Consider the following 21,388-nt stretch of genomic DNA (forward strand, 5'->3'; position numbering starts at 1 on the left):
GGAGGTGAATCAAGCAGGTGGCGCGGGAATTAAAAAATGCCAAAATCAGCTTTGTCAGCTATGTGGACAAGGCGGCTAACCAAACAGAATTTTTCTTTACGAAGTCAGCGGGACCTCCGTCATTTGAAAAAAAGGTTCGGCTGTTTACAAAAAGTGAGCAGGACGAACAAAAGCTCGTGTACGGAATCGTGTACGAGCCTGATGTTCCTGACGCCCACGGCGATTTTATGACCGCCGAGGAAATTGAAAAAGCAGCCCACGGATTTCTCGCGGAGGCACGGGAGATTGACATCAATCACAGTTTTGAGGGCGGAACCGGCGTCGTGGTCGAGTCATATGTGGCGCCCGATGATTTTATGATCGGGTCAAAGCAGATTGCAAAAGGCTCGTGGGTGCTCGTAACAAGAGCGTCTGACGAGGTGTGGGAACAGATCAAGGCTGGAATCATTACCGGCTACAGCATGGCGGGCACTGCTGATGTGTATGAGGAAGAACCGGTTGAAAAAGCGGGATTCTTCAGTGTATTCAAGCAGATGCTGGCTGACAAAACAGGGAAGGAGACTGAAGAAATGAGAAAAGAAGACATGAAAGAATCATTCGAGCATGCGCTGTACCCTCTGCTCAAACGGCTTGAACGAATTGAAAAAAATACAAATATGGAGGAAAAGCCGGAGCAGACGGGTGATGACGAGCGTTTGAAAACACTCGTTGAGGACATGATCGCCCCGCTGATCGAACGCATCGAGGCGTTGGAAAAAGCACGAGGCACGTCTAAACAGACAGCTGACGATGCGGGCGGCAATACAGAGCAAGTGAAAAAATCAATCTGGAGCGGACTGCTGTAAAACCAGTCAAAGAGGAGGAAATCAATTGAGAAATCAAGAGATCATTCGGAAAGCGGAAATGTCGCTTTCTGCTTTAAAAAGCGGCGGGCTTATGAATCCTGCGCAAGCATCGGCTTTCATCCGCATGGTGCAAAACACGCCGACCATTTTCAGTGAATCGCGCGTGATTCAAATGGAAAATGACTCGCAAAAATTTGAGAAAATCGGCTTTGGCCAGCGTATTCTGCGGGCGGCTCAAGAAGGAAAAGCACTGTCAAACGACGAGCTGACTGTTCCAACGACCAGCACTGTCCAGCTGAACGCGAAGGAAGTCATTGCGGAAATCAACATTACGTATGACACACTCGAAAACAATATTGAAAAAGACGGCCTGCAGCAAACCATCATGCAAATTTTAGCAGAGCGCGCAGCAGTTGATATTGAAGAGCTGATTGTAAACGGCGATACAGCATCAGCTGATCCGTATTTGGCACAGCTGGACGGCATCCGTAAACAAGCGGTGTCCCATATCGTGGACATGAACGGTGAGGAACTGTCCAGAGCGACATTCAAGAAAGGCTTAAAGGCTGTTCCGCCGAAATATTTGCGCATTCCTCAGGACTTCAGATTCTATACGTCTCACGGTTTAGAAGTTGAATGGAAGGACCGTGTGGCAGACCGCCAGACAAACCTTGGGGACCAGGCTGTTCAGGGCGGCTTGTCAACAGCATTCGGCGTACCGGTTAAAGGGGTATCCAATATGCAGCCGTACACAGTCGGTGAGGGAGACGCGCAATATGACGCTTCCGATATCATTCTCACACATCCGAAAAATATCATTCTCGGCTTCTCCCGCAATATCCGAATTGAAGTCGACAAAGACATCCGCGCCCGTAAATTCGTTATCGTCTTAACAGCCAAGCTGGACAGCAAGTTCGAGGAAGAGGATGCCTGCGCGAAATTAATTAACGTAAAAGAATAATAGAAACGGGGTGGTCAGCTCATGCTCATTGAACCGACTGACGTAGCCTCCTATTCGGTCTTTGATCGAGTGAAAAACAGGCCGGAAGAACTGCTGGCACAGGATATCATCGAGGCGGAAGCGGAAGCGGCCCTCATCACGGGCCACCGCTTTGAAGACAGCGTTTATGACCCGCTGCCCGACAAGGCGAAATTGGCTTTGCTGAAACTAGCCCAGTATTTTGCGCTTGTAAACAGCGATGAATCAGCCTCATCAAGCTATCAGTCTGAAAAAATGGGGGATTATTCCTACACGATGTCCGGAGACGGAGGCATTCAGCGGCCAGAGGTGTATCATTTGCTCGAAGCGTTTATCACGCCTGGGTACTTTCCCGAGTCCTCTAGACTCAAGGTGAGGTCTTTATGAGCTATCAGCAGATGCTCATTCACTGCTGCGACATTTATCATGAAGCAGCAAAAGCGCCGTATGCAGGCCGATTCGGAATTCCGGCGGACAAGCTGCAGCCGGTGATTTCCTATCCGGACAAACCCGATGAACAAGGTGTTCCTTGCTATTTTACCGAAAAAACGCAGCAGCTGATCCAGAAGGAGCCGAATCAAACTGTATATCATAGCTTTCTCGTCCATTTTCCGTTGTCAGCGGACATCCGCGTGAACGATAAAATCATTTGGGAGAATCATCAATATATACTAAAGCTGCCGAAAAGGATCAGACATCATCATTGGGAAGTCATCGCGGTCAGGGATGAAAGCCTATGAAAATAGCGGGGCTGAAACAGTTAAATACATCATTAAAAAAAGCGGCATCAGGCGGCTTTTCACATCAGGCATCCCGCTGGCTTGAGGAGTGCGGGCAAGATTTTCTGGAGATCGTTCAATCTGAACTGATCAGCACACAAACGATTGATACAGAAAAACTGCTCAGCTCCTTTCAAAAAGGCGCGGAGGACAATCTCTGGATTGCGCAAAGCGGAGGGCTTTCGCTTGAGGTGGGGACACAGCTTGATTACGCTTCATTTCTGAATGACGGCCATTGGACGTCACAAGAAAATGTCAGATGGGTGCCGGGGCATTTTCAAGGTGCGCGGTTTATTTATGATCCCGCCGCTTCCACGGGAATGGCACTCAAGAGAAAATGGATTCCGGGCACAAGCTACTGGGACCATGCGCTGCTTTTATATGAACAGCTGTTTGAAACATCGCTGGAAAGCAAATGGCGACAGTGGCTGAAGAAGCTGTAAAGGAGGAGCAGGATGAACAGCGAAACAGGATCGATCATGGCGTTTTTATACAGCCGGTGGTCTGTTCCCATATATGAACGAGAGCTGCCTGATCAGTTTCAGGTGCCGTCGTTATACGTCCCATCGCCATCTGTTTTCGAGGAAACAGATACGGTCTCCACATTTAAAAAAACCTACAGTCTCAATGTGAAGTTGTTTCATCATGACTCCGTTCAGGCGCTGGATGAAGCGGACAGGCTCGCGGATGCCATCCGAGAGGCGAGAAACATGGTTCCGCTCCTCAATGAATCCGGTGAGAAGACGCGGGATATGGTTCGCATTACCCGAATCGAGACTAGGGTGGGAGACAGGGGCGAGGCGGTCATGGTGATCAGGTGGAGCAGCCGATATTATTATCACAAATCAGAACAGCCTGTCTTACAGGATATCGACATGAACAGCGGGGTGAAATAAGCGGTGGCAAAAAACAAACAACAGAAGAAGGCTGTACATACAGAGAGCCGGGAAGCTCTTTTTGATACAGCGGATTTGATTAAGCACGCGAAGGAGCTGTTCGGCGTTAAGCCGGATATCCTTCAGGGGGCTTTATTTGGCGTGGATCAAACACGTATGACGAAATCAGAAGCCAATCGATTGATTCAAACATTTCTAACCAAGGAGGTCATGTCATCATGAATGGCGGAACATTTACAACAGGCAAAGAAAAAGAACGTGCAGGCATTTATTTTAACTTTAAAACGACAGCACAGGAGCGGGTGTCACTCGGTGAGCGGGGAACTGTCGCGCTTCCAGTCGCATCAAGCTGGGGCGAAGCGAAAACGTTCGTTTCCATTTCCAGTGTTGAGGACCTAAACAAAAAAGTGGGCCTCAGCATTGATGACCCGTCCTTATTGCTTTTGCGTGAAGCGAAGAAAAATGCGCAAACGGTATTGATGTACCGTTTAACCGAAGGTGTCCGAGCGTCTGCTGATATTGCTGAAGGCGTCAAAGCGACAGCTGTATATGGCGGTTCAAAAGGCAATGACATTATCATCCGCATCAACCCAAATGTGCTGGATGCTGCTTCTTTTGATGTGACAACGTATATGGATGAATCAGAGGTTGATAAACAGACGGTCAAAAAGGCTGAAGAATTAACAGCTAACGGCTATGTGACCTTTACTGGAACAGGCGATCTTTCTTCGACCATTCCGCTCACTGGTTCAGAAGGAGATACTTCAGCTGAGACACTGAATGCATCTGCGGGAATCCGTTTATCCGGCGGTACGGATAAGGCCCCTGTCAACTCCGACTATACAGATTTCTTAGCCGCGGCTGAAACGGAGAGTTTTGATGTGATTGTGCTGCCTGTTGCGGAAGGTGATCAGCTGAAGGCGACGTTTGCCGCTTTCATTAAGCGCCTGCGCGACGGCCAAGGGCAAAAAGTGCAAGGGGTCACAGCCAATTATGCCGGTGACTATGAAGGCATCATCAACGTAACAGAAGGTGTGCTGTTGGAAGATGGCACGGAAGTTACGCCGGACAAAGCAACGGCTTGGGTAGCTGGAGCGAGCGCAGGCGCTACCTTTAACCAATCACTGACATTTGTAGAGTACGAAGGCGCCGTTGATGTGTTACACCGCCTTGACCACGATGCGATTGTTGAACGTCTGGGCAAAGGCGAATTTTTATTCACATTCGATGCCCGCGATAAATCCGTGAGCGTAGAAAAAGACATTAACTCACTCGTCACATTTACAGCCGAGAAAAACAAAAAGTTTGCGAAAAATAAAATTGTTCGAGTTCTGGACGCTGTAAATAATGATTTGACTCGCGAGCTGAAAACCTTAATCAAATCACGAAAAGGCAGCGGAAGCGATATTCCGGCGTCTGAAGACGGGCTTCAGTATGTGAAAACGATGATCACGCAATACATGACAACTCTTCAGGATGCGGGCGGCATCACCGGCTTTGATTCTGATGAAGATATCACCATTTCCATGAATGAAGACCGTGACGGCTTCTTGATCGACCTGGCTGTACAGCCTGTCGACGCGGCAGAAAAATTCTACTTTAATGTGGAGGTAAACTAATATGGCATTAAAAGCGCAAAACACAATTTCAGGAAAAGAAGGCCGCTTATTTCTCGATGGCGAAGAAATGGCGCACATCAAAACATTTGAAGCCAATGTCGAGAAAAACAAGTCTGAAGTAAACATTATGGGCCGCCGCATGACCGGCCATAAAACAACAGGGGCAAACGGAACAGGAACAGCGACGTTCTATAAAGTCACATCAAAATTCGTGATCCTGATGATGGACTACGTCAAAAAAGGCAGTGATCCTTACTTTACGCTGCAAGCTGTGCTGGATGATAAGTCCTCCGGAAGAGGAACGGAAAGAGTCACGCTTTACGACGTCAACTTTGACTCAGCGAAAATCGCAAGCCTTGATGTCGATTCAGAAGCATTAGAGGAAGAAGTTCCATTTACATTCGAGGACTTCGACGTGCCTGAAAAGCTTTCTGACACGTTTTAATCAGAGCTGAACAAGCCATACAGGCCTTTCTCAAAAAGGCCTGTTTTTTTACATGATGAAATCAATTAAAAGATAAGGGAGTTTTTTACATGAGCGAGAAGAACGAAAACGTATATGATCTTTCCTTTTTTATGCCGGGGAAAACAATTGAAGCTGAGGAAATCAAAGTGCCGATCTCAAAGCGTTTTGTTGATAAAAAAGGGAACATCGTGCCATTTGTTTTTAAAGCGATCACGACAGAGCGCATTGATGAATTGGAGAAAGAAACAACAACGTATAAAAATGTCAAAGGCAGAGGCCGTGTAAAAGACTTAGACAGCCAGCGCTTTTATGCCCGAATCGCAGTGGAATCAACCGTTTATCCTGACTTCCGTTCAAAAGATCTTCGAGAAGCATACAAAACGGCCGACCCGGTAGAAGTTGCGAAACGCGTCCTGTCCGTCGGGGGCGAATACGCAAACTGGTTAAACAAAGCGATTGAGATTAATGGCTTCGAAGATGAATTAGAAGACCTGGAAGAAGAAGCAAAAAACTAATCAAAGATGGAGATAAAGAAGCCGTGTATCTCTACTATGCGATGCACGAGCTTCATTATTCTCCATCTGATTTATTAGAACTGCATGAAGCGCCGCGCAATTTTAAAGCGCTGTTGTATGGGCTGATCGGTTATAAGCTGGAATTAATGGAAAAAGAATCGAGGAAAGGAGGTACATAATATCGCTAAATTGACAGCTCGTTTTGACCTTGAAGATAAAGTTTCTAAAAAGTTAAAACGAATTCATAAAGGGTTTCAAATGGTCGAAAAAAAGGTGAAAACCATTAATCGACAGATCAAAATCAGTATTAAGGCAGAGGACCAAGCCTTTTACAGATTGAGAAAGATCAATGACTATATTGTTTTGAAGTTCGCAAAGTCACTTGAAGTTAAAGTGGTTCTTGATGATCAGGCTACTGCCGGACTTGATGTTATAGAGCAAAAGCTGAAACGTCTCCCGAAAGAAAGAAACATTACTGTAAGTCTAATTGATCATGCAACAGATGCTTATAAAAAACTAAAAAAAATGTTGAGCGGAAATCAGTTTTCAGTTGATCTTTTCGTCAACGATCAAGTCACCCCAGCTACAAAACGAATATTAGGATATTTACAAAAGAACCTTAAAAAAGGGTATTCAGTTAAATTAAAAGTGATTGATGAAATAACAAAAACCGTAAATCGAATTACAGCCCTTTTAAGAGATTTTGAAAAAACATATACAGTTAATATCACCGCAAAAGAAAAATTAGCTGCTGATAAGATCAACGAGAAGAAACCGGAAGAAAAAAAGAATTGGTTTATGCAGCTGTTAGAAGACTTTGGAACAGCCTTTAAAGATAAAGTGATAGATAAGATTCTTGATTGGTTATTTGAAAAAATTCCCGGGTTTAAAAAAAATGATAATGAAACAAATACCCCAAATCATGCGCCTGGGAATACGCAGAGTAATGATAAAGTTGATAAACGCAACACCGGGCGCAGGTGCTGTTGCTGCTGCTGCGGGGGTGGAGGTAATAGATCTAGAAGCAAAGCCAACAAAAGATATAAAAAAAGAAAAAGCCCAACAAGTGCAAGGACTTCAGGACGAACACTGAGAGTTCCCGGCGAGGTATTGCGAAGACGTCAGGGCGGTGCATCAAGAGAAAATGCCACAAGCGGAAGAAATTCTGGTTCTAAGTTCAGAAACTGGTTTGGAAGCATGAGATCCGTTGCCACCGACTCATCAAAATGGGGGAAAGTTTTAACACCTTTAAAAGGTTTGGGGAAATTTGCTAAAGGTATCCCTCTTTTGGGAACTGCATTAGCGGCAACCGATTTGCTGGGGATGAACAAAGATAATGCAGGTGAGAAAGTTGGCTCATTTGCGGGGAATCTTGGCGGAGCTGTTGCAGGTGGAGCCGCGGGAGCAGCCATTGGTTCTGTCGTCCCTGTTGTCGGCACTGCTGTCGGCGGAGTTGTCGGTAGTATCGCTGGCGGTATCGGAGGTTCTGATTTAGGATCCTCTATCGGCAAATGGTTTGATGATGGTGGCGCTTCAAAAGCATGGGATGGAATTGTTGACGGTGCTAAAAATGCTGTCGATTGGATCAGCGATACTTGGTCTGATTTCTCGGATTGGTTTACGGATAATGTCTGGACTCCTGTTAGTGATTGGGCCGGAGATAAGATTGATAAGATCACCGATAAATTTGAGGATGCAAAGAAATGGTTGACTGATACTTGGAATGATGTTTCATCCTGGTTTGTGGATAACGTATGGACACCTCTTTATAACACGGCTGTCCCGATCATAAATTTAGTAGTAGGTGCCTTTTTATTTGCTTGGGATGGTATCCAAGCTCTCTGGAAGATTGTTTCAACGTGGTTTATGGATAATGTTTGGAATCCATTAGTTGACGGTGTCACTGATGCTGCTGATTGGATTTGGACAAAAATAAATGACGCTTGGACTTGGATCTCAGACACATGGTCCACTGTCTCAACTTGGTTCATGGATAATGTTTGGAATCCGATTAGTAATGCAGTGGCAACTGTGGCGGGCTGGATACAGGATCATATTGATTATGCGAGAATCTGGATTCAATTAAAATGGCTTCAAGTGGCGACTTGGTTTTATGACAACGTCTGGAATCCGATCAATACAGCAGTTAGTAATGTGGCAAATTGGATCTGGACAAAGCTTAACGATGCGTGGACGTGGATATCTGACAAATGGAGTGCAGTTTCGACATGGTTTAGTGAAAATGTTTGGAATCCAATTGTCTCAAAAGTGGAAGATGCCAAAAAATCCATTTCGGAAAAATTTGAGTCAGCTATAACAGCAGTTAAAGACGCATGGAAAGACGTTGAAAAATGGTTCGCTGAAAATGTTGGTGATCCATTAGGTGATATTGCTGACGGAATTAAGAAGAAGTTTGAAAAGACCTTCTGGTGGATCATTAAACTAAAAGGGTTAGCTGACGCTGGAGGGGAGATCATAGGCAATATCATCGGTAGAGGAGAGGAAGCTACTGGATTCTCAACAAAGAAATCCGGTAAGTCTTCATCTGGAAAAAATAATAGCGGGGGCGGAGGAATTAACGGTCTTGTTCAGTCTCAGTCATCAGCGCCAACAAGTATTTTTCCTAAACAAAAAAGCGTTCTTGAAACTGAAAAGAATGCGACGGGTGGCTATATTACGAAACCAACCATTTCATGGATTGGTGAAGCGGGTAAGGAGTTTGTGATCCCTGTTGATAACAACAAGGGTCGCGGTAAAATGCTTCTTTCTCAGGCCGCTTCTAAACTAGGGATGAGCGTTGTTGATGACATGGCTTCTGCTTCATCAGCAGGTGGAGGAACTGCTGTTTCTCCATTAGCAGGCGGATCAACAGTTTCCGCTACAGTATCTCCTACCGTTGACACATCGAGCCTTAATGAACAATCTGCTTCTTTCGGTCAACAGTTCACGCAGGGCTTTGATCAAGGTATTGACGACAATGTCGTTTCAATGGATGCTTGGAAACAGAAAAACGTTGGCCAGCCTATGAAAAATTTGATTTCCTACTCTCCGAATTACGGAAAACAATTGGTCAACGGTTATGCTAATGGTCAGAACAGTACGGCAACCGGTACAGATGGCTTCCTGCAAACGAAAGTCAAAACACCATTCCAGAACACTGTGAATAAATCCTCTTCATGGGGAACCGGTACGATCAAAGGGTTTGCTTCAGGTCAAAATAGTTCACAAACTGGCACTGATCAGTACGTGAATACTCATGTGAATAAACCGTTTGTCCGTTCGAAGGAATCCTCAAACGGCTGGGGCAGCGGCATGATCGGGAATTTTGTTTCAGGTATGACTTCTAAGGCAAGTGACGTTCATGAAGCTGCCAAGGAACTCGCGAAAAAAGTTGAAAAGGCATTCCGTGAAGAGCTAGATATTCATTCGCCTTCTCGAGTTATGATGAGTCTCGGTCGCTTTGCCTCTGTCGGTGTTGTAAAAGGTCTGGATTCTGTCGATGTGAAAAAATATGCTGAAAAGCAAGCAGGTTCACTGGCGGCTGCATATTCCGGAATGGGCGCAGCAGGCGGAAATGTGAAGCAGTGGCTTATGGCTGCAATGATGGCCACAAAGACACCATTGAGCTGGCTCTCGGGATTAATGACGATTGCTCAGTATGAATCAGGAGGCAATCCTAACTCTATTAACCTTTGGGATAGTAACGCGAAGGCAGGGAATCCATCGCAAGGTCTGATGCAGACAGTTCCGACCACATTTAATGCTCATAAAGCACCGGGCATGGGTAACATCAGAAATCCGATTCACAACGCTGCTGCCGCTATAGGATATATTAAAAGCAGATACGGCTCAATTGACAATGTACCTGGTATTAAAAGCTTGAAACGTGGCGGTCCGTATGTCGGTTATGCCAACGGCGGACTGATTACAAAAGAGCAAATCGCCCGTGTCGGTGAAGGAAACAAGCGGGAATGGATCATTCCTGAGGAGCGGGGCATCCGCGGCCGCTACCTCCTTCAGAAAGCGGCGCAAGCTCTGGGAATGGAAGTGACAGATCCATCTCAATCCCAGCAGCCTGAGCTTTCTTCAGGCCAAGTTTCAGCCGTTACCTCTGGAACCCGGCAAACGATCCAAACGGCCGGAACGAAAGAAATTAAGATTGAGTTTAACGGCGATCAGCATTTTCATAATGGACAGGACGCTGACAGTCTAGTGGCGAAAATAAAGCAGGCATTGCTTGATGAATTACAAAAAGACATAAACACCGGAACAAAGGGGGTCGTAGCTTTTGACTAAGTCTGTTTATGAATTTTGGATATCACAGGGGAAGGAAAAGCTGCGGTTTCCTGTTCTTCCTGACCAGCTGAATATTTCAAATGCGGTTCAGAATGAGACGGTTAAAGTAGCGAAGTTCGGTGACCTTACATTTATTGACGAACAGGGAGCGAAAGAGATTTCGTTCTCTTCGTTTTTTCCGAAGAAATACAGCCCGATAGCAGAATATCAAAACTTCCCGTCGCCGGAAAATGCGATAACTAAAATTGAAAAATGGATGAAGGCCAAAAAGCCAGTCCAGTTTTTGATTACGGGAACTAAAGTGAATTTGACCTGCAGTATTGAAGGTTTTTCCTATAGCGAAGGCCAGCAGGATATCGGAGATCGTTCGTTTGATATTCAATTAAAAGAATACAAAACCGCTTCTCCCCGAAAAATCAAGCAGAAGAAAAAAACAAAGGCAAAACGCCCGTCGAAGGCGTCTCCCAAAACCTACACCGTAAAAAAGGGAGATACGCTATGGGACATTGCCGGCAGGTTTTATGGGAAGAGCACGCAATGGCGCAAAATTTGGAACGCCAATAAAACCGCAATGATCAAACGGAGCAAACGGAACATCAGGCAGCCGGGGCACTGGATTTTTCCCGGCCAGAAATTAAAGATACCGCAATGAAACAGGTGATGTGTGATGATAGAACTGTTTGTCATTAAAGACACAGAGTGGCTCGAGCTAGTGCCAGAAAGCGTATCGCTGGAAGGCCATCGTTATCAGGCGCCGCGCTCTATTGAAGCCACCATCGTCATCAAACAGGGCGGCCAGACGTATTACAGCGTTACTGAGGGTGATACGGTCTTGTTTAAGTGGAAGGGAAAAGAGCTTTTTCGCGGCATTGTTTTTGCAAGAACACCGGACGAGCATACGCTTGCTTTTAGCGCGTATGATATGCTGCAATACTTGGTCAAAAATCAGGACGTGTACGTGTTTTCCAATCAGCGAGCCGACCAGATGATCAGGAGGATCGCCAATGATTTTCAAATACCGACAACCTCGATTGCGAACACAGGCCATACGATCAAAAGCCTCGTCATAAAAAATGATACGACCTTATATGACATCATATTGAAAGCGTTGAAACAGACGAAAAGCCAGACAGGACGACATTATCAGCTGTATTCGGAAAAAGGAAAGCTAGGCTTGCGCGCTTGGCCAGATCCGTCGGAGGTATGGGTGCTGGAAACGGGTGTCAATATCACGGGCTACCAATACAGCACTTCCATAAACGACACTGCTACACGGGTGGTGCTCCGCCGGCAGAAGGACAATAAGACGTATAAAGCGTCTGCCAAGGACAGTTCAGGCGTAAACAAATACGGTGTGCTTCAATATACAGAAACGGTCACAGATGACATCAACAAGGCTCAGCTGCAGCAGCGGGCAGATGTGCGCCTTGCTGAAAAAAAGGGCGTCAAAAAAGAGCTAAAAAATATTCAGGCGGTCGGCATTCCGGAAGTAAGGAGCGGTTTGCCTGTCTATATATCCATTCCGGAGGCTGGGATCAAGAAAACCTACTGGGTAGATACGGACCGCCACGAATTTAAAGGAACAAAACATACGATGACCATTGATGTTGTCGAAAAGAATACCATGCCGGAAGGAGTGTCCTGATGAGATTAAGTGAGGCGATTAAACATTTGGCCGTCGGCGCAGTTGACGCTGAGTCTCCGGTGGAGCTGCTTCCGGCTGAGGTGGTTTCGGTTTCTCCTGTTGAAATCAAATTAAAAGAAAACAGCAAACTGATCATACCGGCTGACGCCCTCATCATCCCAAAACGGATGAAGTCCGGAGACGATGCACTCGAGCGGGGGGATCGCGTCATGACCGCGGCTCTGACTGGCGGTCAATCGTTTTTTATTTTAGATAAAGTATAGACAAACCGCTTCCATACGAAGGGGTTTTTTATTTAGTTTGTCATAAAGGAGTGGGCGCTATGGCCCTGACACCAGAAATGGAGTTTGAGGATTTTGAGGATGAAAGTGACGTCATTGAAACCTCGAAAACATACAAAATAGATTTTGTAAACGGCAGAATTACAAATGAACTGATTACCGGGCTTGAAGCGATCAGACAATTCGTATATATCGCCTTACAAACAGAACGATATGCGTATTCGGTATACAGCCATAATGTCGGAAATGAGCTTCAGGACGTGCTGACAGATTATGAGACGACTGATGCCTATAAAAAAATGGAGATTCCGAGGCTGATAGAAGAGGCGCTGGTTTATGACGACCGGATATCTGCTGTAACAGATTTTGAGATCGAAAAACAAGGCGATGCGTTTCATGTTTCCTTTGTGGTGGAGACAGATGAAGGGGCGCTTGAGATTGAGGAGGTGATTGGTGCAGATGTTTGAGGAGCAGACTTTTGAACATATTATGGAACGCATGCTCAACAGCATTTCCGCAGATATTGACACAAGAGAAGGCAGCGTCGTTTATAATGCGTTAGCTCCGGCGGCAGCCGAGCTTGCGAAGTCATATATATGGCTGGACACCGCGCTCGAGCTGGTCTTTTCTGATACCGCCCAAGGCGAATTTTTAGACCGGCGCGCAGCGGAAGCGGGGATTGAACGGACAGCCGCGACAAAGGCGGTCAGAGCGGGAGAGTTTACATCTGGCGTTACCATTCCTGCGGGCTCCCGCTTTTATGTGGAAAATCTTTATTTTCAATATACGGCAGATGGAACGCTCATCTGTGAAACACCTGGTGAAGCGGGAAACGCCAATCTGACTGGACGCCATTTATTGTCGCTGGATACCATTCCCGGATTAGAGACAGCCATTGTTAAAGAAATTCTGATCCCGGGGCGAGAGGAAGAAGGAGACGACAGCCTAAGAGAACGGTATTTTACAAGAGTTCGGCGCGAGGCTGTCAGCGCTAACAAAATGCACTATAAAGAGTGGGCTGAAGAGGTGGACGGTATTGGGAAAGCAAAGATCTTTCCGCTTTGGAAGGGAGAGGGCACGGTCAAAATCGTCGTCACGAATGTGAATCTTGAGCCCGCTACCGATATCTTGATACAAAAAGTGAAAGATTATATTGATCCTGAACCGGGACAGGGTGAGGGACAGGCGCCAATTGGAGCCTATGTCACAGTCGAAAGCGCGGTCTGGAAGGAAGTTGAGATTTCTGCCGAAGTGCTGCCTGAGATCAATCACTCAATTGAAGAAGTAAAATCGGAAATCAAAGAGGGGGTTTTAAACCTCTTTAAGAAAATGGCGTTTGAAGAGAACGTCATCCGACTTTCTCAAATTAACAATATCGTCTATAATTCACCGTCAGTCAGTGATTATTCCAATATTAAAATCAATGGAACCTCGGAAAATCTCGTGCTGAGCGACGTGGAAATTCCGAAGCTTGGGCAGGTGAACATCATTGAGCAAACAAGATGACATGACAGCGTATCTGCCGCCGTTTCTCACGAGCCTGAAAGAAATGGCTGAGCTGCTGAAAGCGGAAGCGCCTGAGTTTGATCAACAGAATAACAGCATCTTTGATTTGACCGATCAGCTATTTGTGCCAACAGCGACATGGGGGCTCAGCCGCTGGGAAAAAATTTTAAACGTCCCGCGGGAATCAGGCGATACGGATGAGATCAGGCGACTGCGTCTCATTTCAAAAATGTCGAACATTCCGCCAATCACCTACAAGGCCATTGAGCAGGCGGTGAATCGTTTCTTGAAGAACCCCTCTGCACAGGTCCGCCTGCTGCCCGGCGAATACCGATTTAATGTGGATATCAATGTTGATGACCTTCAGCACATGAATGAACTGATCGAAGCGATAGAAAACATGAAGCCCGCTCATTTGGCGTATACGCTCAGAGGCGGATTGAACGAGACGCTACAAATCAAAGACACAGTCATCCTGAATCACCGCAGATACCGAACAGCCAGTGAGCTGAAGGTCGGTTATTCGGTCACCCTTAACAACAATGAGGTGGTTTTAACTTGATTTCAACCATATACAGAGAACGTACAGCGGCAGATCTAAAAAGCAGAATTGATCACGTGCTGCTGAACGGACAAAAAACAGAAATAGTAGAACTCACCATTGACGGAGCGACAGTCACCGTTCTGACAAAACGTGAGGAAGACATCAAACATATCGAAACGGTGCAAATTTTTGACGAACTGGGCAACGTGATCACAGAAAGAAAAACAGACCTGGACGTCAGCGAAAACAGAACACTCGATTTCAGATTTACTTTTGAGGTGGTGTAACCATGGCATACGAAGAAAAAACAGACTGGCTCCCGGACGACCCAATCAACGAAGATGACGTCAACCGCTGGGAAAAAGGCATAAAAGACGCCCACACAGACCTGGCCGCCCACAAAAACGACATGAACAACCCCCACAACACAACAAAGGCGCAAGTCGGGCTGGGGAATGTGGATAACGTGCAGCAGGCGGCGAAGAAGGATTTTGACAAGCATGAGCAAGATCAGGTGCGGCACATTACTGAGGAAGAGCGGGAGAAATGGAATGGTGCGCAGTTATCTAAGATTACGAAAGATGATGGTTCAGTCTTTATTACTATTGACAATGGACAAGACTTTAACGAGATAGCTGCTCAACAAAAGCGATCTTTTACTTTTTACACGGCAAAAACAGGTCTGAATACACCTCCGCAACCCACTAAAGGCATTTATCTGTACTCTTCAGAAATAGAAGGGGAAGCGGTGGCTATGACAAACGATGGGGGCATCTGGAGAAAAACTCTAACAGGGGGTGTATGGTCTGAGTGGGTCAGTTTCGAGACAGAAAGTGGATCAACACAGAAGGCTGATCAAGCTGAAACAAATGCTAAATCTTATACGGACAATCATACTGCCAATAGCAATATTCATATCACAAATGCTGAACGTACAAAATGGAACGGGGCTCAACTGACAAAGTTAACGAAAGATAATGGCAGAAGAACTGGGATTCCTGATGGGACTGATATTCTATCATTATCGACGGGTTTTTATTATGGAGTAGGAAAGAATGTAGTAAACAATCCGGTTGATGGTGATAATGCTTGGTATAATTATGATGTGATAGAAGGTGAGAGCGGCAGAAAAACCATCGTTGCTTACCAAAGCTTTGACGTCACCATGTGGATCGGAATGGTTCATACTAACGGTGAATTCAAAGGATGGAAACGTTTGGTTACATCAGATGAGTTGAAAAGTGAAAATATCAATAAAATTGCTGATGAGTCACTTTATCAAGACGCAACGTACTCTGGAAACAACTATCCAATTGGTATTACTACTGTCGCCATTCTTCAGGGATCTACTGGATATCCCTATCAATACGGTGAAGTGCTGAATATAAAATCGAGTAAATACCGTTTTGCTCAATTTTTCTTTTATGCCGGAAACACAGGCCAAAAGAAAATCTTTATTCGCCATTGGTACGATACTGTAGGTTGGACTGAGTTTATTACCATTCCTTCGTCAGATGAACTAGAATCTGTTTTAAATACAGCAAAGCTTTATACGGACAGTCATGCAAATAACATGGAAATTCATGTTACACAGAATGATAAAACTAAGTGGAATAACAGCCAGGTTTTTAAATTGACTCAAGATGATGGGACGTTGGGGAAATACTACACTGAAGATTTGAATAATATAACAAAAACGGGGTTTTATTATATTTATTCAACGACCATGGAATTAAATGCCCCAATTAATAGAAATGGGTATTTGCTTGTCTATAATGTTGGAACCTATCCTTATCAAGAATTTACTTCTTATTCGGGAGAAACAGCTTCTATTCCAGACAATAGAAGAAAATTCATTCGAAATAAAAAGCAAGATTCAGAAGAGTGGACTCCATGGATGGAGATTGAATATTCACAAGGAGCACAGGTAAAAGCAGATAAAGCCTTAGCTGATGCTAAAAACTATGTTGATACAAACTATACAAATCAGAAACTAACTATTCTTACAGGCTCTAATGCAATTCAAGACGCAAGAACTGGTGGTGATGCATATCCCTCAGGAATTACATTGATGGTTATTGATCAAGAAAATACAACCGGTTATCCCGGTAAGTTGGGACTTGTGAGAAATGAAAAATATAATAATTATCGATTTACTCAATATTTTTATAATAACGGTAATTTTTCATATTCTTATTCTGGAACAGGTAGTTGGATACGTCAGTGGTATAATCAGTCTGGTTGGACGGAATGGGAAAAAATCTCAGGTTTTGCTCACGTAATCGCTGGTACAGACGGAAAACAAGAACTAAAAAAAGGTGAACAAAATAAAATTTATTTTAAAAACACTGTGAAAGACAGCCACAATTTATATGATTCACAAAATAGCAGATTTGTGGCAAGTCATCCTGGCATGTATTTAATAAATGCTAGTATATTTGTAGACAATAAATTGCAATACTCAAACTTTGAGTTATACGCCTATGTCAATGGAACACAGTATAAATTAATAAATCAATATAGAATAACTTCACCTAAAGATAACAATGACACGAATGAATTTAATGCTACAGTTACAGGTTCGGTGACAGTCCCGCTAAATGCAGGAGATTACGTTGAAATTTATGTTTATGTCGGGTATACAGGCACAGCAGCTCGATATATCGCTGATAAACCAATTACTTTTAATTACTTTGATATATTAGAACTAGGTGGGCGGAATTACTAATAACTATAGGAGGTATTTAAATGATATTATACGACGCCATCATGTACAAATACCCACACGCAGTGCCAAGAAAAGATTTTGAGCTGCGTAATGACGGTAATGGTTCTTATATTGAAAATTGGAACCTGCGCGCCCCCATCCCAACCCAAAAAGAACTCGAATCCTGGTGGGAGGAATCACGAAAAAATCCGCCGTACGAGCCGCCTAATCAGGTGGAGCTTCTCGCTCAGGAATTGTCGCAGGAAAAGCTGGCTCGCAAGCAGCTTGAAGAACTGAACAAAACATTGGGGAGCGAGCTGTCAGATATTAAGCTTTCATTACTTTCCTTGAAAGGAGATCATGCTGAATGAATTATTGGGTGCTTGCCTTGCATTTTGAATGGGCGACAGCGGAGATGGTGAAACAGGCCATCGCATATCAAGACTGTTCAATTGAGGATCTGGCAGAGGGTGTGAATAAAAAGCTGATTACCCCTGACCAGTATAAAGACATTACCGGCAAAGCCATGTAGGCTTTTTTATTTTGCCTGTTTTTAGAAAAAGGAGGATGAAGATGGTGAAGTATCAATACGAATTTCCTCTCGATAAGACTGGAAAAGCCGGAGCTGTAAGGCCCTACAGAGGAGAGAAAAATGATTTTGTGACACCTGTTTCGAATTTGTCAGGTGTCGCGGAGATTTTAACAAACGCTGCCTTAAAGGCAACTGAGGCATACAGTCAGCTCGGACAAGACAGACTGGGCGCTGTTCTGATTTCGAAAGTAAAGGGCTGGGCGTATGCTGATCACGAAGGCACGCTCTTTGTGGAAGAAAGCGAGAATAACAATGTTTGGACAACAACAGCAGCAGTTAATGTCTCAGCTGGTGTCCTGACGGAGACGGACTGGATATATCTATCTAAACGCTATTACCGCTTCCGTTATGTGAACGGGAACCTTCAGCAATCGGAATTTGCAGTCTACCAATCAGTAGGCGCGGGAGAAATGGATGTGCGCGTAAGTGAAAAAGCTCCTTTGCAGATTGACTTTTCGACGATTCAGACAGACGATGGCTTGCTGAAAGTAAAAGCCGGCAACACGTTTGACTTTGTCTTTCATGAAAATGCCGATTCTGCCGGCGAAGGTGCTGCTTTACTTGTGAACGGTGCCGAGCATTTACTCGTTGAAGTATACGGCACAGCGGAAACGAGTGAGGTGAAATTTTGGGGTAAATCGTTGTCAGGACAGAAACTTCCAATCAGAGGCGTGAAATCTGATGATGCGTCCTCTGCCTCGGGTACGTTAGGGAAAGCTGAGGCGTGGGCTTTTGATATTAAAGGGTTTAAGGAGATCATCATGGAGATCGCCAGTATCACCGGCGGATCTCTTTCGGTAAAAGGAACCGCGATTTCATAACCATTTCGGCCCTCGGAAGGGAGGTGATCCGCATGTAAAGGAGGAGTGAGTGATGCAGCAAGAGATAGATGTGAATGTGTTTCAGCAGGATTTAACAGACATAAAGGGTGAACACAAAGCACTAGAGCAGCGGGTTTCCGTATTGGAACGCGTATCTGACAGGCAAGACCAGCAAATCATGACGCTGAACGAAAAGTTAAACAAAATTGATGAAAATACAACGTGGATTAAACGCACCATCACAGGTGCCATTGTTACAGCAGTATGCACAGGGATCATTGGCGGAGCCATCGCCATTATGTACAACCTGCTGCAGCATTAAAGGGGGATTTTCATGAAAACGTATGACAAAGGCACGGTCATCAGGACGGTGCTTCTTTTGGTTGCATTCATTAACCAAACCATGCTGATGTTTGGCAAATCACCATTGGACATTCAGGAGGAGCAGGTCAATCAGCTTGCGGACGCACTCTATACTGCAGCCTCTCTCATTTTTACAATTGGAACGACACTTGCCGCTTGGTTTAAAAACAACTATGTAACAGAAAAAGGAAAAAAACAGCGTGACTTGTTAAAGGAAAATAATTTGACGAAATAAGGAGAGTTGAACATGCTGAACGTGATTCAAGACTTTATTCCAGTCGGGGCAAATAACCGTCCTGGCTACCTGATGACTCCGCTTTATATTACAGTTCATAATACAGCGAACACTGCACCCGGAGCGGATGCTGAGGCGCATGCCCGCTATTTGAAAAATCCAGATACGGCGACAAGCTGGCATTTTACTGTTGATGATACAGACATTTATCAGCATCTGCCATTAAATGAAAACGGCTGGCATGCGGGAGACGGAAACGGCAGCGGCAACCGGGCTTCTATCGGGATTGAAATTTGTGAAAATGCGGATGGAGATTTCGCACAAGCAACAGCAAATGCCCAGTGGCTTATCAAAACATTAATGGCTGAACACAAGATCAGTCTCGCCAATGTCGTCCCTCATAAGTATTGGTCAGGGAAGGAATGTCCGCGCCAGCTGTTGAATATATGGGATACGTTTAAAGCTGGGATTGGGGGAGGCGCGAGCCAAACCTATGTCGTGAAACAGGGTGATACGCTTACATCCATAGCGAGAGCGTTCGGTGTCACTGTTGCTCAGCTGCAAGAGTGGAATCATATTGAAGACCCGAATCTCATTCAGGTCGGTCAAGTGTTACTTGTAAGTGCGCCATCGAATGCTGAAGAACCAGAGCTTTATCCGCTCCCGGACGGTATCATCAAACTGACAACGCCTTACACCTCAGGGGAACACGTCCTTCAGGTGCAGCGAGCGCTGGCCGCTCTTCATTTTTATCCTGATAAAGGAGCTGCCGACAACGGAATTGATGGCATTTACGGACCGAAAACGGCTGATGCGGTTGCGCGTTTCCAGTCTGTTAATGGTTTAGCGGCCGACGGTATTTATGGACCGGCGACAAGAGCAAAGATCAAGGCTCTATTAGGTTTATAAAAAGAAAACATTGACAACGCCTGCTAGTAAAACCATACTGAATATGAATTTGTATTTGGGTGGTTATACTGTGCAAAAAGATATTAGATTAAATAATGTAAAAGGCGTATTAATATTTTTTGTAGTGTTTGGTCATCTATTAATTGCAAGTAAAAGCGGGCTGGAAAATATGATTGAAATCATTTATTCATTCCACATGCCTGCTTTTATTTTTCTTAATGGTTATTTTTCAAAAAGGCCATCAATGAAAAAAGTCATCAATCTTATCCTCTTATATGTTATTTTTCAAACCTTTTACTGTGTGTACCGTTACTACGCAGGTAATTTTTCTGTCATGCAATTGACTTACGGCAGACCGCATACTCATTTATGGTATATTGTCAGTCTGGGCAGCTGGTATGCATTGGCTATTGTTTTAAAGAAAATAAACGGAAGAAACGTTTTAAAAGCGGTGTTGCTGATTTTGTTGCTGGTGCTGAGCTTTTATTCTAGATTTTACGCAGATCAAATTGTGGAATTTATCAGAGTATACTACAGCAACATGCATACGCAAACAATGTCTATTTTAAGAACCTTTGTTTTCCTTCCATTTTTCTTGGCTGGTTTTTATTGTTCAAGAGACCTCATGAATAAAATATACTCTTCTTTAGACAAATTGAAGTTTAAATTATTTTTCACTTTAGCTGTCTCTGTAGTGGTATTTATTATTCTAGGTAAGCATCATGATAAATTTGATCAGCTGTTTTTCGGTTTTCTTGGCTACCAAAAGTTCCAAATAGAGAATCATAGTTATACTGGGATTGTATTCTTTCATTATTCATTAGCTGTGTTAGGCATTTTCTTATTATTAAATTTAGTTGGGGCAGGCAAAAACAAATTGACTCAATGGGGAGAAAACTCACTTGCGATCTTTTTATTTCATATGATCTTTGTCTTCCCGCTATTTACTTATAATAGCTGGTTAAACGAGCAAAACCCTGACACGCGATTAATGTTATGTTTTACAATGGCATTAGGAATAACGTCTCTTTTCGGATCGCGCGCATTTAACCGCATAGTGAAATATATCATTTATCCAATGAAGTATTTAGAATTCTTTTATGCACGGCTCATTAATCAAAAAGATAAAAATGATGACTATAAAAAGCGACATGTGGTTTAAATGTCGCTTTTTTTTGTTCGTTTTTTTAGATGCTTCAATACCATGGCACTGCGCTCCCTCACCCGAAGCGAATACCCGGAAAGGCCAAACTTTCCATAATCAACTAACTTCACACGCCTCACCAATTTTTTCACTATATCACCTGACAATATCCTCTGTTTGTTTTATTATATGTAGCCCTTTAAGAAAAGGAATAAGGACAAGAGCTGTTTTCCCTTGTCCTTTTAG

The 21,388-nt window shown here is 44.3% G+C and carries 27 protein-coding genes and 1 pseudogene; 27 read left to right on the top strand and 1 reads right to left on the bottom strand.

Features of this window, described 5'->3' with window-relative positions; genetic code table 11:
• Nucleotides 1–17: 17 nt before the first annotated feature.
• From SC79_RS02020 to SC79_RS02145, 27 genes and pseudogenes are all read left to right on the top strand, one after another.
• Complete coding sequence (locus tag SC79_RS02020) at nt 18–845, top strand: XkdF-like putative serine protease domain-containing protein (RefSeq protein ID WP_039073660.1); 828 nt, start codon at nt 18–20, stop codon at nt 843–845.
• A 22-nt stretch (nt 846–867) separates the two neighbouring features.
• Nucleotides 868–1,806: pseudogene (locus tag SC79_RS02025) on the top strand (phage major capsid protein); the annotation flags it as partial.
• A 21-nt stretch (nt 1,807–1,827) separates the two neighbouring features.
• On the top strand, nt 1,828–2,211 hold the full coding sequence (gene yqbG, locus SC79_RS02030; RefSeq protein WP_010330411.1) for a protein YqbG: 384 nt from the start codon (nt 1,828–1,830) through the stop codon (nt 2,209–2,211).
• Entirely contained in the window at nt 2,208–2,564 is a 357-nt protein-coding gene (locus tag SC79_RS02035; RefSeq protein ID WP_039073662.1) for a YqbH/XkdH family protein, read from the top strand. Before yqbG ends, SC79_RS02035 begins: the two co-directional genes overlap by 4 nt.
• Nucleotides 2,561–3,046, top strand: a complete 486-nt coding sequence (locus tag SC79_RS02040) for an HK97 gp10 family phage protein (protein WP_039073663.1) — start codon at nt 2,561–2,563, stop codon at nt 3,044–3,046. The genes SC79_RS02035 and SC79_RS02040 overlap by 4 nt, the downstream gene beginning before the upstream one ends.
• A gap of 12 nt (nt 3,047–3,058) precedes the next feature.
• A complete protein-coding gene (locus SC79_RS02045) occupies nt 3,059–3,499 on the top strand; it encodes a phage tail terminator family protein (protein WP_039073664.1) in 441 nt (146 codons plus the stop codon).
• Between the two features lie 3 nt (nt 3,500–3,502).
• Nucleotides 3,503–3,721: a hypothetical protein gene (locus SC79_RS02050; protein ID WP_010330416.1), complete on the top strand. Its 219-nt coding sequence runs from the start codon at nt 3,503–3,505 to the stop codon at nt 3,719–3,721.
• The gene (locus SC79_RS02055) at nt 3,718–5,118 is read left to right on the top strand and encodes a phage tail sheath family protein (protein WP_039073665.1); all 1,401 of its coding nucleotides are present in this window, start codon (nt 3,718–3,720) and stop codon (nt 5,116–5,118) included. Before SC79_RS02050 ends, SC79_RS02055 begins: the two co-directional genes overlap by 4 nt.
• Nucleotide 5,119: 1 nt before the next feature.
• Nucleotides 5,120–5,563, top strand: a complete 444-nt coding sequence (locus SC79_RS02060) for a phage tail tube protein (protein WP_003220592.1) — start codon at nt 5,120–5,122, stop codon at nt 5,561–5,563.
• An 89-nt stretch (nt 5,564–5,652) separates the two neighbouring features.
• A complete protein-coding gene (locus SC79_RS02065) occupies nt 5,653–6,099 on the top strand; it encodes a phage tail assembly chaperone (RefSeq protein WP_010330418.1) in 447 nt (148 codons plus the stop codon).
• Between the two features lie 41 nt (nt 6,100–6,140).
• A complete protein-coding gene (locus SC79_RS19730; protein ID WP_082022526.1) occupies nt 6,141–6,278 on the top strand; it encodes a hypothetical protein in 138 nt (45 codons plus the stop codon).
• 1 nt (nt 6,279) lies between these two features.
• A complete protein-coding gene (locus SC79_RS02070; protein WP_442852858.1) occupies nt 6,280–10,395 on the top strand; it encodes a transglycosylase SLT domain-containing protein in 4,116 nt (1,371 codons plus the stop codon).
• Complete coding sequence (locus SC79_RS02075) at nt 10,388–11,047, top strand: LysM peptidoglycan-binding domain-containing protein (RefSeq protein WP_039073667.1); 660 nt, start codon at nt 10,388–10,390, stop codon at nt 11,045–11,047. The genes SC79_RS02070 and SC79_RS02075 overlap by 8 nt, the downstream gene beginning before the upstream one ends.
• Nucleotides 11,048–11,062: 15 nt before the next feature.
• Nucleotides 11,063–12,040 (top strand): XkdQ/YqbQ family protein, encoded by a 978-nt coding sequence (locus SC79_RS02080; protein ID WP_039073668.1) that lies wholly within the window; start codon nt 11,063–11,065, stop codon nt 12,038–12,040.
• A complete protein-coding gene (locus SC79_RS02085; RefSeq protein WP_039073669.1) occupies nt 12,040–12,303 on the top strand; it encodes a DUF2577 family protein in 264 nt (87 codons plus the stop codon). The genes SC79_RS02080 and SC79_RS02085 overlap by 1 nt, the downstream gene beginning before the upstream one ends.
• 59 nt (nt 12,304–12,362) lie before the next feature.
• A complete protein-coding gene (locus SC79_RS02090; protein WP_039073670.1) occupies nt 12,363–12,788 on the top strand; it encodes a DUF2634 domain-containing protein in 426 nt (141 codons plus the stop codon).
• The gene (locus tag SC79_RS02095; protein WP_039073671.1) at nt 12,781–13,827 is read left to right on the top strand and encodes a baseplate J/gp47 family protein; all 1,047 of its coding nucleotides are present in this window, start codon (nt 12,781–12,783) and stop codon (nt 13,825–13,827) included. The genes SC79_RS02090 and SC79_RS02095 overlap by 8 nt, the downstream gene beginning before the upstream one ends.
• Nucleotides 13,811–14,389, top strand: a complete 579-nt coding sequence (locus SC79_RS02100) for a YmfQ family protein (RefSeq protein ID WP_039073672.1) — start codon at nt 13,811–13,813, stop codon at nt 14,387–14,389. Before SC79_RS02095 ends, SC79_RS02100 begins: the two co-directional genes overlap by 17 nt.
• Complete coding sequence (locus SC79_RS02105) at nt 14,386–14,658, top strand: hypothetical protein (RefSeq protein ID WP_010330427.1); 273 nt, start codon at nt 14,386–14,388, stop codon at nt 14,656–14,658. Before SC79_RS02100 ends, SC79_RS02105 begins: the two co-directional genes overlap by 4 nt.
• Nucleotides 14,659–14,660: 2 nt before the next feature.
• The gene (locus tag SC79_RS02110; RefSeq protein ID WP_039073673.1) at nt 14,661–17,099 is read left to right on the top strand and encodes a pyocin knob domain-containing protein; all 2,439 of its coding nucleotides are present in this window, start codon (nt 14,661–14,663) and stop codon (nt 17,097–17,099) included.
• 20 nt (nt 17,100–17,119) lie between these two features.
• A complete protein-coding gene (locus SC79_RS02115) occupies nt 17,120–17,449 on the top strand; it encodes an XkdW family protein (protein WP_039073674.1) in 330 nt (109 codons plus the stop codon).
• Nucleotides 17,446–17,610 carry an XkdX family protein gene (locus tag SC79_RS02120; protein WP_039073675.1) on the top strand — a complete coding sequence of 55 codons (165 nt, stop codon included), beginning with the start codon at nt 17,446–17,448 and terminating at the stop codon, nt 17,608–17,610. Before SC79_RS02115 ends, SC79_RS02120 begins: the two co-directional genes overlap by 4 nt.
• Before the next feature lie 41 nt (nt 17,611–17,651).
• Nucleotides 17,652–18,491, top strand: a complete 840-nt coding sequence (gene xepA, locus SC79_RS02125) for a phage-like element PBSX protein XepA (protein ID WP_039073676.1) — start codon at nt 17,652–17,654, stop codon at nt 18,489–18,491.
• 52 nt (nt 18,492–18,543) lie between these two features.
• Complete coding sequence (locus SC79_RS02130) at nt 18,544–18,813, top strand: hemolysin XhlA family protein (protein WP_039073677.1); 270 nt, start codon at nt 18,544–18,546, stop codon at nt 18,811–18,813.
• A 12-nt stretch (nt 18,814–18,825) separates the two neighbouring features.
• Nucleotides 18,826–19,089 (top strand): phage holin, encoded by a 264-nt coding sequence (locus SC79_RS02135; RefSeq protein ID WP_039073678.1) that lies wholly within the window; start codon nt 18,826–18,828, stop codon nt 19,087–19,089.
• Nucleotides 19,090–19,101: 12 nt separating this feature from the next.
• Nucleotides 19,102–19,998, top strand: coding sequence for an N-acetylmuramoyl-L-alanine amidase (locus tag SC79_RS02140; RefSeq protein ID WP_039073679.1), 897 nt, complete (start codon nt 19,102–19,104; stop codon nt 19,996–19,998).
• 70 nt (nt 19,999–20,068) lie between these two features.
• On the top strand, nt 20,069–21,160 hold the full coding sequence (locus SC79_RS02145; RefSeq protein ID WP_039073680.1) for an acyltransferase family protein: 1,092 nt from the start codon (nt 20,069–20,071) through the stop codon (nt 21,158–21,160).
• Here SC79_RS02145 and spoIISC read toward each other — a convergent pair.
• Nucleotides 21,157–21,309, bottom strand: a complete 153-nt coding sequence (spoIISC, locus tag SC79_RS20865; RefSeq protein WP_142354823.1) for a three component toxin-antitoxin-antitoxin system antitoxin SpoIISC — start codon at nt 21,307–21,309, stop codon at nt 21,157–21,159. The two genes, SC79_RS02145 and spoIISC, sit on opposite strands and share 4 nt — an antisense overlap.
• Between the last annotated feature and the right edge of the window lie 79 nt (nt 21,310–21,388).

It is taken from the genome of Bacillus sp. MSP13 (assembly GCF_000815295.1).
Lineage (GTDB): Bacteria > Bacillota > Bacilli > Bacillales > Bacillaceae > Bacillus > Bacillus vallismortis.

What these genes read in the sequence shown, in the direction of transcription:
- SC79_RS02110 (WP_039073673.1), top strand. Translation starts at nt 14,661, where the DNA reads ATGGCATACGAAGAAAAAACAGACTGGCTCCCGGACGACCCAATCAAC.
- xepA (WP_039073676.1), top strand. Translation starts at nt 17,652, where the DNA reads ATGGTGAAGTATCAATACGAATTTCCTCTCGATAAGACTGGAAAAGCC.
- SC79_RS02130 (WP_039073677.1), top strand. Translation starts at nt 18,544, where the DNA reads ATGCAGCAAGAGATAGATGTGAATGTGTTTCAGCAGGATTTAACAGAC.
- SC79_RS02040 (WP_039073663.1), top strand. Translation starts at nt 2,561, where the DNA reads ATGAAAATAGCGGGGCTGAAACAGTTAAATACATCATTAAAAAAAGCG.
- SC79_RS02045 (WP_039073664.1), top strand. Translation starts at nt 3,059, where the DNA reads ATGAACAGCGAAACAGGATCGATCATGGCGTTTTTATACAGCCGGTGG.
- SC79_RS02140 (WP_039073679.1), top strand. Translation starts at nt 19,102, where the DNA reads ATGCTGAACGTGATTCAAGACTTTATTCCAGTCGGGGCAAATAACCGT.
- SC79_RS02035 (WP_039073662.1), top strand. Translation starts at nt 2,208, where the DNA reads ATGAGCTATCAGCAGATGCTCATTCACTGCTGCGACATTTATCATGAA.
- SC79_RS02135 (WP_039073678.1), top strand. Translation starts at nt 18,826, where the DNA reads ATGAAAACGTATGACAAAGGCACGGTCATCAGGACGGTGCTTCTTTTG.
- SC79_RS02120 (WP_039073675.1), top strand. Translation starts at nt 17,446, where the DNA reads ATGAATTATTGGGTGCTTGCCTTGCATTTTGAATGGGCGACAGCGGAG.
- SC79_RS02095 (WP_039073671.1), top strand. Translation starts at nt 12,781, where the DNA reads ATGTTTGAGGAGCAGACTTTTGAACATATTATGGAACGCATGCTCAAC.
- SC79_RS02115 (WP_039073674.1), top strand. Translation starts at nt 17,120, where the DNA reads ATGATATTATACGACGCCATCATGTACAAATACCCACACGCAGTGCCA.
- SC79_RS19730 (WP_082022526.1), top strand. Translation starts at nt 6,141, where the DNA reads ATGCACGAGCTTCATTATTCTCCATCTGATTTATTAGAACTGCATGAA.
- yqbG (WP_010330411.1), top strand. Translation starts at nt 1,828, where the DNA reads ATGCTCATTGAACCGACTGACGTAGCCTCCTATTCGGTCTTTGATCGA.
- SC79_RS02080 (WP_039073668.1), top strand. Translation starts at nt 11,063, where the DNA reads ATGATAGAACTGTTTGTCATTAAAGACACAGAGTGGCTCGAGCTAGTG.
- SC79_RS02090 (WP_039073670.1), top strand. Translation starts at nt 12,363, where the DNA reads ATGGCCCTGACACCAGAAATGGAGTTTGAGGATTTTGAGGATGAAAGT.
- SC79_RS02085 (WP_039073669.1), top strand. Translation starts at nt 12,040, where the DNA reads ATGAGATTAAGTGAGGCGATTAAACATTTGGCCGTCGGCGCAGTTGAC.
- SC79_RS02065 (WP_010330418.1), top strand. Translation starts at nt 5,653, where the DNA reads ATGAGCGAGAAGAACGAAAACGTATATGATCTTTCCTTTTTTATGCCG.
- SC79_RS02060 (WP_003220592.1), top strand. Translation starts at nt 5,120, where the DNA reads ATGGCATTAAAAGCGCAAAACACAATTTCAGGAAAAGAAGGCCGCTTA.
- SC79_RS02055 (WP_039073665.1), top strand. Translation starts at nt 3,718, where the DNA reads ATGAATGGCGGAACATTTACAACAGGCAAAGAAAAAGAACGTGCAGGC.